The sequence below is a fragment of the Paenibacillus silagei genome (genome assembly GCF_017874735.1).
In the GTDB taxonomy this organism is placed as follows: Bacteria; Bacillota; Bacilli; order Paenibacillales; family Paenibacillaceae; genus Paenibacillus_AQ; species Paenibacillus_AQ silagei.
Genome location: NZ_JAGGLV010000005.1, coordinates 144,672 through 157,924, shown reverse-complemented (window position 1 = coordinate 157,924; position 13,253 = coordinate 144,672). Strand labels below are relative to the sequence as shown.

Sequence of the window (13,253 nt, the reverse complement as noted above, 5' to 3'; positions counted from 1 at the left end):
TCTGAAGTGCGTTGGCTGTCGACTGAAATGATATTTATGGATAAGAGTTCTATGAATGATTCGTAGAGTGGCTTTGCTGGCTGAATGTGGCTGAAGGATCGCCGGGAAGAGCAAGAGTGTATCTAATCTCATCGGTTAAAGGCTGGATGTATGCTATAAGCCGAATGCAACCGGCTGGAACAGCGACATATGGCCCGAATGTATCTAAAAAACAACATACATGGTGCTTGCACGCAGGTGAATGGTCCGAATATATGCGAAAAACAACATACATGGTGCTCGCGTGCAGGCATATGAACCGAATGTATATGAAAAACAGTATACATGGTGCTCGTATGCAGGTGAATGGTCCGAATATATGCGAAAAACAGCATACATTGTACTTGCGCGCAGGCGTATGAACCGAATGTATGTGAAAAACAGCATACATGGTGCTCGCGTGCAGGCATATGAACCGAATGTATATGAAAAACAGTATACATGGTGCTCGTATGCAGGTGAATGGTCCGAATATATGCGAAAAACAGCATACATTGTACTTGCGCGCAGGCGTATGAACCGAATGTATGTGAAAAACAGCATACATTCTTTGAATCTATAATTGCCGCAGACAGGCGGGGAAAAGAGGGCGGAAATGCGCATATTGCATACGGGAGACTGGCATCTGGGGCGGACGCTGGAGGGCCGAAGCCGGCAGAAGGAGCAGGAGCAGTTCGTGGATGAGCTGGTGGAGATTGCCGATTCCTCCGGGGCGGATCTGATTCTGATGGCGGGGGATGTCTATGATTCGGTCAATCCTCCGGCTGCGGCGGAGCAGCTGTTCTATGACGCGGCGGCCAGACTGACGGCAGGCGGACGTCCGCTGGTGGTGATTTCGGGCAATCACGACCAGCCGGAGCGCGTAGCTTCCGTGTCCCCGCTTGTCCGCAGACAGGGGATTACGCTCGTCGGAATGCCGACTTCGGAACCGGTCACGGTGCATGCGGCCAGAACCGGCGAGGTTGCCAAAATCGCTGCGCTCCCTTACCCCTCCGAAGCCCGGCTGGGCGAACTGCTTGCCGGTGACAGCGGAGAGGCTGAGCTGAGGCTGGCTTACAGCGCCCGGGTGGGGCGGCTGATGAACCTGCTCGGGCGGGAATTCTCCCCGCAGACCGTCAATCTGGCGATGAGCCATATCTATGTGCTAGGCGGCGTGGAGAGTGACTCTGAACGGCCGATTCAGGTCGGCGGCGCTTATACCGTTGATCCTTCGGCACTCTCTTGCGGCGCGCAATATACGGCACTTGGACATCTTCACCGCGCCCAGCGGGTCAAAGGCGACGGGATGATCCGCTACAGTGGCTCTCCGCTGGCTTACAGCTTCTCTGAAGCAGGTCAGGCCAAGTCGGTGGCGATGATTGATGTGGCACCGGGCGGGGAGCCTGTGTTCGAGGAAATCTATCTCTCCTGCGGGCGGCCGCTGGTGAACTGGAGATCTGCGGGCGGATTGCAGGAGGTCTACGGCTGGCTGGATGAGGGCAGGGATGAAGGAGCATTCATTGATCTGGAGCTGCGCTTAACCGAGGCCATGTCCATGAATGATATCCAGCGGCTGCGCAAGTCACGGGAAGGCATCGTCCATATCCGGCCAATCTATCCGCAGATGGAGCAGGAGCTGGAAGAGATGTCCCGCTCCCGCATGCCGGTACAGGAGCTGTTCCGCAGGTTCTATCAGCGCCAGACCGGCGGTGCGGAGCCGGATGACAGCCTGATTGAGCTGTTCCTGGAGCTGGCGGAAGAAGAGCGGCATGAAGCTGCGGAAGGGGAGGAGAACTGATTTGAAGCCGATATTGTTGAAATTATCCGGGTTGCAGAGTTACCGGGCGGAGCAGGAGATTGATTTTGCCAGTCTTACTGAGACGGGGCTGTTCGGGATCTTCGGTCCGACGGGCAGCGGCAAATCCAGTCTGCTGGACGCGATTACACTGGCGATGTACGGCAAAGTGGAGCGCGCCGTGAACGGAACCCAAGGGATTATGAACCATTCCGAGGACCAGCTCAGCGTGGCCTTCACCTTCGAGCTGAACTCCTCTTCCGGGACGCGTCGCTACCGTGTGGAACGGAAGTTCAAACGCACCGGGGAGCAGTCGGTCAGCAATACGATCAGCCGGTTCATCGAGGTCAAGGCGGACGGCGATCTTGTGATGGCCGACAAGCTGGCGGACGTTACGCGCTGTGTCGAAGAGCACATCGGGCTGAAGATGGACGACTTCACCCGGGCCGTTGTGCTGCCGCAGGGCAAATTCGCCGAGTTCCTGTCGCTGCGGGGCGTGGACCGCAGGCAGATGCTCCAGCGTCTGTTCCATCTGGAACAGTACGGCGACGGGCTGGCACTGAAGCTGAGCCGCCGCGTCAAGGAGAACGAGGCGGCACTGCGCGCTCTGGAGGCAGAGCAGCAGGGGCTGGGCAGCGCGGGCAAGGCAGATGTGGAAGCGGCCGCCGTCCGTGTGCAGGAGGCGATCCGTCATGCGGCGGATTGCCGGGGGCGGCTCACGGAGGCTGCGGAGCGCGCCGAGCGCTTCGCCCGCATCCGCGAGCTGCAGGAGGAACGGGCCCGCCGCGAGTCGCAGCGGCAGGCTCTGCTGGCCCAGGAGGAGCAGATCCTCCTCCTGGAGCAGAAGCTCGGCAAGGCGGACGAAGCCGAGCGTAGATTGCCCGCGCTGAAGGCTTGGCGCAGCGCGGAGGAGGCCTGGAAGGCCCGGGCGGCACGCGCCGGGGGCCTTGAGGCCTTGGCCGCCGCCGCCGTGCAGGAGGCGGCAGCCGGGGCGGAAGCGGAAGCAGCGGCCCAGGCCGCGCTGTCCGCAGGCGAGCCGGCCCTCCGCGAGGAGGAGGGCCGGTACCGGCGCGCGCTGGAGCTTGAGGCCGAGCTCGGCGCGCTGCACAGCGAGCGGGCGGCGCTGCAGGTGCGCCGCGAGGAAGCCGCCCGGTCCTTAGCCGCCGGGCGGGAGAGCCTGGCCCGGGAGCGTGAGCTTTTGGCCCGCGGCCAAAAGAAACAGCACGAGCTGCAGCAGAGCCTGCAGCCGCTGGCGGTCCGCTCCCAGGAGCGGCAGTCTCTGCAGGAAGCCATGCAGAGACTGCAGGGACTGCGTTCTGCCGAGGCCCAGCGGGAATCGGCAGAACGTGAGCGCCAGAGCCGCGCGGCGGTGCTCGCAGCGGCGGAAGTGCGGCTGGCCGCTGCCGGGTCCCGGCGGCAGGCGCTGGATGCCGGGCGCGGGGAACTGCTGGCCGCCGCCGCCCTGCACCAGGAAGAGCTGCGGACGGCCGAAGGGGCAGCGGGAGACGCTGCCGGCCGCCTGGAGGGGCACATCAGCGCGCTGGAGGCTGCGCTGAAGGAGCAGGAGGTTCACCGGCTCTCGCAGGCACTCGCCGGTGAACTCCAGGAAGGGGTTCCCTGCCCGGTATGCGGCAGCGAGCATCACCCCTCCCCTGCGCTTGTTCAGAAGCAGGGGGACCCTGGGGAGCTGGACAATAGGCTCCGCCATGTCCGCGCTCAGGCCCGGCAGGCGCTGGAGACGCGCCATCTGCTGCGCAGCCTGCTGGAGCAGGACAGCTCGTGGCTCGCTGGGCTAGCGGGAGCCGCGTCCGAAGAGGCGCTGCACCAGTCCGCCGCTGGCGCCGCCGGGGCAGAGGCGGCTGCGGACAAGACGGCAAGCATTACTTCCTACGACGCCGCACCCGCACCCAAGCTCTCAAGCAGTTCCGGTTCGGATGCCGGATCTCTCACTCTCAGCAATTCCGAGTCCCACGCCGCTTCAGATTCCTTAAACACTTCGGAGTCTCTTGAGGCTTCCAAGTTCCCAAGCAGTTCCGGCTCTTATACAGCATCTGACTCTCTGGACAGTTCCGGCTTCCACGCCGAACCTGATTCTTTAAGCACCCCGGCCTTGGAGTCTCACGACTCCATGGTAACCGCGCAGCTTCCGGATGAACAAGCCTTGTCCGCGCTGGATGGCCGGTTGTCCACCTTGAATGATCAGCTGGCCGCACTGCGAGGACGCTCCGCAGAGCTGCGCCGCGCGGCTTCGGACTGGCAGCGTTCCCTGCAGGAGCTGGAGCAGGTGTATCACAAGGAAGCGGCAGGTGCCGAAGCGGAGAAGACCTGGCTGCAGGGACTGTCTGCCAAGGCAGAGGAGCTGGCTGCTTCAGCCGGCAAGCTAAGGGAGGAATGGAGCCGTCTCTTCCCGGAGCTTGCCCCGGAGGAAGCGGAGAGAACGTATCAGGAGATGCTCAGCAAGGATGAACGCGCCGAGGAGATCCGCAGCCGGCTGGAGATCAGCGTCAAGTTCCTGGACGAGAAAAGCCTCGCCGTGCAGACGCTGAACGAGCAGCTGGCCGGGCTGGACAAGGAGCTGGCGCAGTGGGATGCGCAGCTTGAAGGCAAAGAGGCGCTTGCCCGCGATAAAGAGCAGCGCCTTCGCGAAGGGACCGGCGGCCGGCCTGCCGGGGAACTGCTGGCCGGGTGTGAACGCAGATTGCTGGAGCTGCAGACTGCGATGGAACGCAGCCGGCAGGAACACCGCCGGGCAGCGGACAAGGCGCAACAGCAGACCCGTGAAGCTGCGGTAGCCCGCCAGGCGGCAGAATCGGCGCAGGAGCATTATACCGCCGCCGCCGCCCAGTGGGAGGAGAGTCTGCAGTCTTCGCCGTTCGCCTCGGCCGCAGAAGTGGAGGCCTCATCGCTGGAGACCGGAGAACGGGCACAGGCCGCCGAGCGTGTGAAGTCCTACCGCGAAGAAGAGGCGGAGTGCCTGCTGCAGCTGCGGAGTATTGAAGAGAAGCTGGCTGGAGCTGTGCTCAGCAGCGAAGAATGGCAGGAGAGCCAGGAAACGCTGCTGAGGTGCAAAGAGGAGGACGAAGCCTCGCTTCAGGCCCGTGCACGGGCAGAACGGGATCTAGAGGATCTGCAGCAGCGCCATATCCGCTGGGTAGAGCTGGAGGACAAGCGGGCCGGACATGCGGCGATGCAGGAGCGTCTATCCAAGCTGCAGACCGTACTGCGCGGCAACGCCTTTGTGGAGTATATTGCAGAGGAGCAGTTGATGCAGGTATGCCAGGCTGCGTCACAGCGTCTGCGGTTCCTGAGCAAGCAGCGTTATGCATTGGAGGTGGATTCAGGCGGGGGCTTCGTCATCCGGGATGACGGGAACGGCGGTGTTAGACGTCCTGTGTCCACGTTATCCGGGGGAGAGACCTTCCTGACCTCCCTGTCGCTGGCGCTTGCCCTGTCAGCCCAGATTCAGCTGCGCGGACAATACCCGCTGCAATTCTTTTTCCTGGATGAGGGCTTTGGCACCCTGGACCCGGATCTGCTCGACACCGTCATCACTTCACTGGAGAGACTGCATAATGACCAATTGTCTGTGGGCATCATCAGCCATGTTCCTGAGCTTCGGGCCCGCCTGCCGCGCAAGCTGATTGTGGTTCCTGCAGAGCAGGGCGGCGGGGGTTCAACCATTCTTTTGGAAAAAATGTGAAAGACGGGGTTGGTTGTGATGAGAATCACAGATACACCTCCAACCCCCTGTTATAATACAGCTAAGCCGACATTATTTGAAACACCTCGGCGGACGTATGACAGGGAATGAACTCCTTCTCATACGTCCGCCGCCGAAGCAGCTTATATGAGCTGTGAAGGGTGTTTCTTTTTTTTGTCTTTTTTTGGGTTCATGCTCAAAACTAGCAACGCTCCTACCCCAAGGAGGGAGCACCCTCCTTTAAGGCAATCGAACAAAATGTATGCGGAAAACCAAACACATTATGCCACAGCAAGGGTAAGAGGGCCAATTGTGCTAATGGAGGTACGCCCGGACCAAATGTACACGATAAACCGAATTTATTGTGCCGCCACCCTGTTATAATACAGTCTGCCCTACCTACACCCCCTGTTATGGTGATACTCCACTCCCTGCCCCTGATACTTAACCCTCTATTAACATGACACTTCCATCCATGCTCCAAACATCTGATTTCGCCAGAAAATAGCCTTCCGCCTTTCGTAATTGCTCAACATCCTGTATGATTAGTTCCATAAATTGAAATTTGTCGCGAAGCCGATCAGGCCGGAAGCCCGATGATCTTCAGGCGTGTGCGCCCCGCAGAGCTCTAGCTGTATTGACGGATCCTTGCCTGTGAGTAGCGGGTGGCCGTTATACGAATAAGAGTTAGGTTCGTGTCTGTTATCTCAGCCTCTGCTGCGGAAAGTGCCGGATGCAAGCTTCTGCATTACAAATTTTTTGGGAGGAAGCGTGGTATGGAAACTGTATTCAGCAAAATTATCGAAGGTGTAATCCCGTCCAAAAAGGTGTTCGAGAATGAGCGGATTCTGGCGTTCCACGATATTGAGCCTGCCGCCCCTGTGCATGTGCTGATTATCCCGAAGAAATACATCGCTTCTATGAACGAGGTTACGCCTGAGGATCTGCCGCTGATTGGCGAGATTCATGCCGTAGCACAGCAGCTTGCCGCAGAGCTCGGAATTGCCGATACCGGCTACCGGCTGATTAATAATTGCGGTCCGGACAGCGGGATGGCAGTGCCGCATCTGCATTATCATCTGCTGGGTGGAGCCAAGCTTGGTGCCCTTACGGGGAACTCCAGTTCTCATGCCTAAGTAAGCAATGCAACTATGTACAGCCCGGCTAAAAAAAGAATAACGCGAAGGTTGACACCTTATTTAGGTTTGACCTATAATGAAAGGTGATGAACCGTGTTGTTATGCTCTTGGACGGTCTGGTCGGAGGGAGGGAAAACTGGTGTCTGAAACGAAAGTTCGCAAAAACGAGACAATTGATGCTGCACTTCGTCGCTTTAAACGTTCCATTGCTAAGGATGGTGTCTTGGCTGAGGTGAAGAAACGCAAGCATTATGAGAAGCCAAGCGTAAAGCGCAAGAAGAAGTCTGAGGCTGCTCGTAAGAGAAAGTTTTAGGAGGATTACCCACGCATGAATCTTAGCGAACGATTAAACGAAGATATGAAGCAAGCGATGAAGAGTAAGGACAAGTTCACACTCTCCACCATTCGAATGGTTCGTTCTACAATAAAGTATCTTGAAATAGATTTGAAGAGAACATTAGACGACAACGAAGTGCTTGATATCCTTAGTCGTGAGATCAAACAGCGCAAAGATGCCCTCCAAGAATTTGAAGCAGCGGGTCGCGATGAGCTTGCCGCGAGTACTAAGGCAGAAATCGAGATTATCATTAAATATCTTCCCGAGCAGCTTACCGAAGAAGAAATTAAAGTAATTGTACAACAGACCATCCAGGAAACCGGTGCTTCTTCGAAAAGTGAAATGGGTAAGGTGATGAGCGCACTGATGCCTAAGGTCAAAGGTCGCGCCGATGGTAAACTTGTGAACCAGGCGGTTCAACAGTTTCTGCAATAATATAACGCTAGCACCCCTTTTATAAGGGGTGTTTTTCATTATGTGGAGCTTTTTGGATAGACCTGCGTATAAGGTATACTAAGAATTATATGCAGACTTACATAAAATGATAAGCTGAGAATGCAAATGGTTCACGTACAAAAGGGGGGCGCAGGCTTGAATAAGTTACGCACCATCATATTTTCCTGTATCGCGGCCTTAATGGTTCTTCTGTTCCTGCCATTGGCGGGGACGGTTCAGGCGGATAATGAAGCGGTCCGCGCACCGGGAGCAGCCTCAGGTACAGTGGTCAACGGACCCGTCTTCATTATTCCGGTGGATCAGGAGATTGAGCGGGGTCTGCAGAGCTTTCTGGAACGGGGCTTTCAGGAAGCGGCGAATTACGGCGCAGTTCTGATTGTTCTGGAGATCGATACACCTGGAGGACGGGTGGATTCCGCCGAACGAATCGGCACCCTGGTCAGAGACAGCAAGATTCCGGTAGTAGCCTATATCAAAGGCAATGCCGCTTCCGCAGGCAGCTACATCGCGCTGAGCGCGGACGCCATTATCATGAAGCCGGGCAGCATGATCGGAGCCGCTTCGCTGGTGGACATGAACGGGAAGAGCGTGGAAGACTCCAAGATGGTATCCTATTGGAAATCCAAAATGATCGGGGCTGCCTCGCTGAACGGGCGTGATCCTGAAGTGGCGGCCGGCATGATGGATGTCCATCTGGTAGTTAACCGCCCGGAGCTGGGCGTGAACAAGCAAGCGGGCGAGATTATCGCTCTGAGCAGCAATGAAGCACTTCAGGCTGGTTACGCCGACCGGATTGCTGGAACAGAGCAGGAGGCGATTACCTGGCTGGGCTACTCGACAGACGACATTTTTCGCGTTGAGCATACCGGTGCGGAGAAAATGTCGCAATTTCTGACTCATCCGGTAGTCATGACGATTCTGCTCTTTGTGGGCATCGCCGGTGTGTTCATCGAGCTGCTGGTGCCCGGCTTTGGAGTGCCCGGAATTGTCGGTACGTTGGCATTTGCCCTCTACTTCTTCGGCAACTATGTGGCCGGCTTCGCCGGGGCGGAGACGCTGCTGCTGTTCATTCTGGGACTGGTGATGCTGATTCTGGAGCTGTTCGTGCCGAGCTTCGGTATTCTGGGAATCCTCGGGTCCATCAGTCTGGTAGCGGGTGTTGTAAGGGCTGCTTACAGCTTTACACATGCGCTGTTCAGCCTGGGCATTGCTTTTTCCGCAGCAGCGGTGGTCATCGTGATTGTAGCCGTAGTCTTCAAGGAGCGGGGCATCTGGAACCGGTTCATCCTTCAGGATAGCCTTACCAGAGAGAAGGGATTCGTGCCTGTCCCGGAGAAGCTGCGTCTGATCGGGGCCTCCGGCATCAGTGTTACCCCGCTGCGTCCGGCCGGAACCGCCACCTTTGGCGGCGAACGGATAGATGTGGTGACAGAAGGCGGGTTCATCGAGGCGCAGACGGCCGTGTCCGTGGTGAAGGTTGAGGGCGGCCGTGTGGTAGTGAAGGAAGCTGCGAAATAATTTTTGTCTATCAAAATATCGGAGGTAGGTAAGCGTATGTTAGAAGCATCTATGATTACTTTTTTGCTGATCGCGGTAGCCGTGATTATTGTACTAAGCGTCTTCTTCAGCTTCTTCCCGGTAATGCTGTGGGTATCTGCCTGGGCCTCCGGGGTCAAAATCAGCATTATCACGCTGGTAGCGATGCGTCTGCGCCGGGTAACGCCGAGCCGGATTGTCAACCCGCTCATTAAGGCGACCAAGGCCGGGCTGGGGCTGAATATCAATCAGCTGGAGAGCCATTATCTGGCCGGAGGGAATGTGGACCGGGTAGTGAACGCGCTGATTGCCGCCCAGAGAGCGGATATTCCGCTGGAATTCACACGTGCCGCCGCCATCGATCTGGCCGGACGCGATGTGCTGCTGGCGGTTCAGATGAGCGTTAACCCGCGTGTCATTGAGACGCCGATTGTTGCGGCTGTAGCCAAGAACGGGATTGAAGTCAAGGTCAAGGCACGGGTAACGGTGCGGGCCAATATCGACCGGCTGGTCGGGGGTGCGGGCGAAGAGACGATTATTGCCCGTGTCGGCGAGGGGATTGTAACCACAGTCGGCTCCAGTAATTCGCATAAGGATGTGCTTGAGAATCCGGATTCCATCTCCCGGACCGTATTATCCAAGGGTCTGGACTCAGGGACTGCCTTTGAAATTCTGTCCATTGATATTGCGGATGTGGATGTAGGCAAGAACATTGGTGCGTACCTGCAGACCGAGCAGGCGGAAGCGGATAAGCGCATCGCCCAGGCGAAGGCTGAAGAACGCCGGGCCATGGCGGTTGCCCATGAGCAGGAGATGAAGGCCCGCGTGGTTGAGATGAAGGCGCTGGTCGTTGAATCTGAATCTCAGGTTCCGCTGGCGATGGCCGAAGCCCTGCGCTCCGGCAAGCTTGGTGTGATGGATTATATGAATCTTAAAAACATCGAGGCAGATACGCAGATGCGCGGTTCCCTCGGCAAACTAAACGATGGGGACGACAGCAGCCGTCCGCCCCACAAATAAAGGGATGTGAGCCCCATGAGCGGCGTGATCTATTTCCTGGTGCTGGCGGCCATAGCGATCATCACCAATCTGAACAAACAGAAGGGCAAAGACAAACAGGCCCCGCGCGGGGGGATGCCTACCTTTGGCGGTGGCGGAAGAGATATCGGCAATCCGCTGCCCCGCCGCCGGAAGGCCGGACACGTTGAACAGCGAGGCAGCGGATTTCCGGCGCCTGCCGGGACAAGGACGGCCCCAAACCAGCCTGCCCCGCCGCCGGATGCTCAGGAGGCCCCGCCTTCGCCAGCATGGGCTGAGGCTGGGCAGCCGGCTCCCGGTGATGAGACAGGCGAAGGTGTGTCTCTGGAACAGGCCGATGACCTGGACAGCGTGGAGGCCCGCACAGAACGCATGCAGCAAGAGCTGGAGAAGCTGAAGGCTGCCTTCGACGGAATGGCGGCTGCGGTCCCGTCTGCGGGCTCCGACGCAGGCGGGGAGGACGCAGATGCAGCATCGCCGGCATATGCTGTCCATCCGCTCACAGGCGACCCTGACACGCTGCGCAGCGGTCTGGTATGGGCGGAGGTGCTGGGTCCGCCCCGCGCCCGCCAGCCGCATTCCACGCGGCGCTAAGACCTTGCCTCCGCCTCCCGAGCAACATGTAATACTGCACATAAGCCTGAATCCCTTCCGGTTAAGGAATGGATTCAGGCTTTTTTGCTGTTTTCCCTGGCAGAAGGGTGTGAGTTCTTCTCATAAACGGCCGCCCCGCCGCATAAGGTGTACAGAAGGCAGGAAGGGGGAGCGTCTACTTATGACCCGTATCGGCCGCAGGCTGCGGGGATGGACAAACGGGATACTGGATCTTCCGCAGGATGTGCTGCAGGAGATGCCCCGGATCACCCTGATCGGCAATAAGGAGCTGTATATTGAGAACCACCGCGGCGTGCTGCACTTCTCTTCGGAGCAGCTCAGGCTGGCATTAACCCAAGGGGTGCTGGAGATTTCCGGTGAAGGACTGGTCATCCGCAATATTCTGGGCCAGGAGCTTGCCGTCATTGGAGTAATCGGTGAAATCAGATATAAGGAAAGTGGGGAGAATCCATGAAAGAACCGCCTCTGTCATCACTGCGGGGGTTCGTTACACTGCATGTGAGCGGACCGCAGGTGGAGAAATTCATTAATGCTGTAACTGGAGCGGGCATCATCATCTGGGATGTGAGGCCTGCCGGGGACGGCGCTTCTTTGAATCTGCTGCTGGATGACTTTTTCCGGCTTCGCCCGCTCCTCAAAAAGACAGGCTGCCGTATGCATGTTACTGCCAGGCACGGACTTCCGTTTCGCCTCGCGCGCTTGTGGAGACGGAAGTTTTTTGCCGCAGGTATACTGATCTTTGGTGTAGGCCTGCTGCTGCTCTCCTCGATGATCTGGAGCGTCAAGGTGGAAGGGAATACTCGCATTCCGACCGAGGACATCCTGGAAGCCGCACGCAAGGAGGGCGTCTATCCGTTTCAGTGGATTTGGCGCATGCAGGAGTCGGACGAGCTGTCCCGGGAGCTGACCACCCTGGTTCCGGGCTTAACTTGGGCCGGGTTCCACCGGAACGGGACGAGCATTACTATACAGGTCGTCGAAGCTGACCGCCCGGATAACAAACCGCTGCTCAGCCAGCGCCATCTCATCAGCCGGACCGATGCGGTGGTGACCGAAATCTATGCGGAGCAGGGCAGACCGGTGGTCAGCCGGAATTCGCGGGTTAAAAAAGGGGACATCCTCATCTCAGGTGCGCTGGGTGACGAGGAGAATACAGAGTTCGTTGTCGCCAAAGGCATGGTTAAAGGCCTTGTATGGCATGAATATAATCTGGAGGTACCGCTCAAAAGAACGGGCAGTGCATATACAGGAGAACGCAAGGACCGCACCTATCTCGTTCTTGGCAAATGGGCGATTCAGCTGTGGGGCTACGGGGACTCCGGGTTTGCGAAGTCACGTACGCTTTCAGAGCCGGACATGCTGTCGTGGCGCTCTTTTCAGCTGCCTCTGGGCTTGATGACCGAGAAGGAACTGGAGATTAAATACACCACTGAAGCGCTTACTTCGGAGGCTGCGCGTGCAGAAGGGCTGACGCGGGCCAAGAGCGATATTTTCGCGCGTTACGGCGCTGATAGCGTCATCAAAAGTCAAAAAATTTTGCATGAGAAGAAAGAGAATGGTAAAGTTTATATGAAAGTGCTGTTTGAGGTGGAAGAGAGAATCGCGGAAGAGCTTCCGATAGTAAACAATTGAGGAGAATGAGGCTACTTGTCAGAACAGACTGCAAGCATTCAAATATCTTTGCACAATGCGGGAGAAGCGCAATCCCTGTTCGGCCCGCAGGATGGATTCCTGAAAATCATCGAGAAAGAAATTCCGGCAGTTATTAATTCACGCGAGGCCGAAATTACGATTCGCGGTACGGAGCGGGAAGTGGACATGCTGGGCCAGCTCTTCAACGTGCTGCTGTCACTCGTACGCGGGGGTTATATATTGAGCGAACGCGATGTGCAGTACGCCGTGGAGCTGGCGAAGGATTTCCGTGCCGACCAGCTGCTGGACCTGTTCAAGGGCGAGATCACGACAACATTCCGCGGCAAGCCGATCCGTGTCAAAACGATTGGTCAGAAGCATTATGTAAGCACCATCAAAAAGCGCGATATCGTCTTCGGCATCGGCCCGGCGGGCACCGGCAAGACCTATCTGGCTGTGGTCCTCGCGGTGACGGCGCTGAAGGAAGGCTCGGTCAAGCGGATTGTGCTTACGCGTCCGGCTGTAGAGGCCGGGGAGAACCTGGGCTTCCTCCCGGGAGATTTGCAGGAGAAGGTAGATCCGTATCTGCGGCCGCTCTACGACGCCTTGTACGACGTTATGGGGCCTGATCAGGTGGCGAAGGCGCTGGAGCGCGGGCTGATCGAGATTGCACCGCTTGCCTATATGCGCGGACGTACGCTGGAGGATGCTTTTATCATCCTTGATGAAGCGCAGAATACCACACCCGAACAAATGAAAATGTTCCTCACCCGTCTGGGCTTCGGCTCCAAGATGGTCATCACGGGCGATGTGACCCAGATCGATTTGCCGCGCGGCAAGAAGTCAGGGCTGATCGAAGCCAAAACGATTCTTTCCGGTATTGAGGAGCTTGGCTTTGTCTACTTCGCTGAGCAGGACGTTGTCCGTCATTCCCTTGTGCAGAAAATTATCGTTGCCTATGACCGCTCTGCCGAAAACCTCCAATAA

The 13,253-nt window shown here is 57.5% G+C and carries 11 protein-coding genes; all 11 read left to right on the top strand.

Annotated features, from left to right (window positions below):
* Positions 1-634 precede the first annotated feature (634 nt).
* The 11 genes from J2Z70_RS09710 to J2Z70_RS09660 all read left to right on the top strand — a co-directional run bounded on the left by J2Z70_RS09710 (position 635) and on the right by J2Z70_RS09660 (position 13,253).
* The gene (locus tag J2Z70_RS09710; protein WP_209872090.1) at positions 635-1,816 is read left to right on the top strand and encodes an exonuclease SbcCD subunit D; all 1,182 of its coding nucleotides are present in this window, start codon (positions 635-637) and stop codon (positions 1,814-1,816) included.
* A 1-nt stretch (position 1,817) separates the two neighbouring features.
* Positions 1,818-5,513: an AAA family ATPase gene (locus tag J2Z70_RS09705; RefSeq protein ID WP_209872088.1), complete on the top strand. Its 3,696-nt coding sequence runs from the start codon at positions 1,818-1,820 to the stop codon at positions 5,511-5,513.
* Positions 5,514-6,289: 776 nt separating this feature from the next.
* Positions 6,290-6,649, top strand: coding sequence for a histidine triad nucleotide-binding protein (locus J2Z70_RS09700; RefSeq protein WP_076075810.1), 360 nt, complete (start codon positions 6,290-6,292; stop codon positions 6,647-6,649).
* A 142-nt stretch (positions 6,650-6,791) separates the two neighbouring features.
* A complete protein-coding gene (rpsU, locus tag J2Z70_RS09695; RefSeq protein ID WP_005547957.1) occupies positions 6,792-6,965 on the top strand; it encodes a 30S ribosomal protein S21 in 174 nt (57 codons plus the stop codon).
* Positions 6,966-6,980: 15 nt separating this feature from the next.
* The gene (locus tag J2Z70_RS09690; RefSeq protein ID WP_036724349.1) at positions 6,981-7,424 is read left to right on the top strand and encodes a GatB/YqeY domain-containing protein; all 444 of its coding nucleotides are present in this window, start codon (positions 6,981-6,983) and stop codon (positions 7,422-7,424) included.
* A gap of 201 nt (positions 7,425-7,625) precedes the next feature.
* Entirely contained in the window at positions 7,626-8,963 is a 1,338-nt protein-coding gene (locus tag J2Z70_RS09685) for an NfeD family protein (RefSeq protein WP_245368136.1), read from the top strand.
* 36 nt (positions 8,964-8,999) lie between these two features.
* Positions 9,000-10,001: a flotillin-like protein FloA gene (floA, locus tag J2Z70_RS09680; RefSeq protein ID WP_209872081.1), complete on the top strand. Its 1,002-nt coding sequence runs from the start codon at positions 9,000-9,002 to the stop codon at positions 9,999-10,001.
* A 15-nt stretch (positions 10,002-10,016) separates the two neighbouring features.
* Positions 10,017-10,613 carry a hypothetical protein gene (locus J2Z70_RS09675; RefSeq protein ID WP_209872078.1) on the top strand — a complete coding sequence of 199 codons (597 nt, stop codon included), beginning with the start codon at positions 10,017-10,019 and terminating at the stop codon, positions 10,611-10,613.
* A 181-nt stretch (positions 10,614-10,794) separates the two neighbouring features.
* Entirely contained in the window at positions 10,795-11,088 is a 294-nt protein-coding gene (gene yqfC / locus J2Z70_RS09670) for a sporulation protein YqfC (protein WP_209872075.1), read from the top strand.
* Positions 11,085-12,266 carry a sporulation protein YqfD gene (gene yqfD, locus J2Z70_RS09665; protein WP_209872073.1) on the top strand — a complete coding sequence of 394 codons (1,182 nt, stop codon included), beginning with the start codon at positions 11,085-11,087 and terminating at the stop codon, positions 12,264-12,266. Before yqfC ends, yqfD begins: the two co-directional genes overlap by 4 nt.
* A gap of 15 nt (positions 12,267-12,281) precedes the next feature.
* Complete coding sequence (locus J2Z70_RS09660) at positions 12,282-13,253, top strand: PhoH family protein (protein WP_036690294.1); 972 nt, start codon at positions 12,282-12,284, stop codon at positions 13,251-13,253.

Excerpts from the sequence above, each read along its gene's own strand:
- J2Z70_RS09710 (WP_209872090.1), top strand. The coding sequence starts at position 635 with ATGCGCATATTGCATACGGGAGACTGGCATCTGGGGCGGACGCTGGAG.
- J2Z70_RS09700 (WP_076075810.1), top strand. The coding sequence starts at position 6,290 with ATGGAAACTGTATTCAGCAAAATTATCGAAGGTGTAATCCCGTCCAAA.
- J2Z70_RS09690 (WP_036724349.1), top strand. The coding sequence starts at position 6,981 with ATGAATCTTAGCGAACGATTAAACGAAGATATGAAGCAAGCGATGAAG.
- J2Z70_RS09685 (WP_245368136.1), top strand. The coding sequence starts at position 7,626 with ATGGTTCTTCTGTTCCTGCCATTGGCGGGGACGGTTCAGGCGGATAAT.
- floA (WP_209872081.1), top strand. The coding sequence starts at position 9,000 with ATGTTAGAAGCATCTATGATTACTTTTTTGCTGATCGCGGTAGCCGTG.
- J2Z70_RS09675 (WP_209872078.1), top strand. The coding sequence starts at position 10,017 with ATGAGCGGCGTGATCTATTTCCTGGTGCTGGCGGCCATAGCGATCATC.
- yqfC (WP_209872075.1), top strand. The coding sequence starts at position 10,795 with ATGACCCGTATCGGCCGCAGGCTGCGGGGATGGACAAACGGGATACTG.
- yqfD (WP_209872073.1), top strand. The coding sequence starts at position 11,085 with ATGAAAGAACCGCCTCTGTCATCACTGCGGGGGTTCGTTACACTGCAT.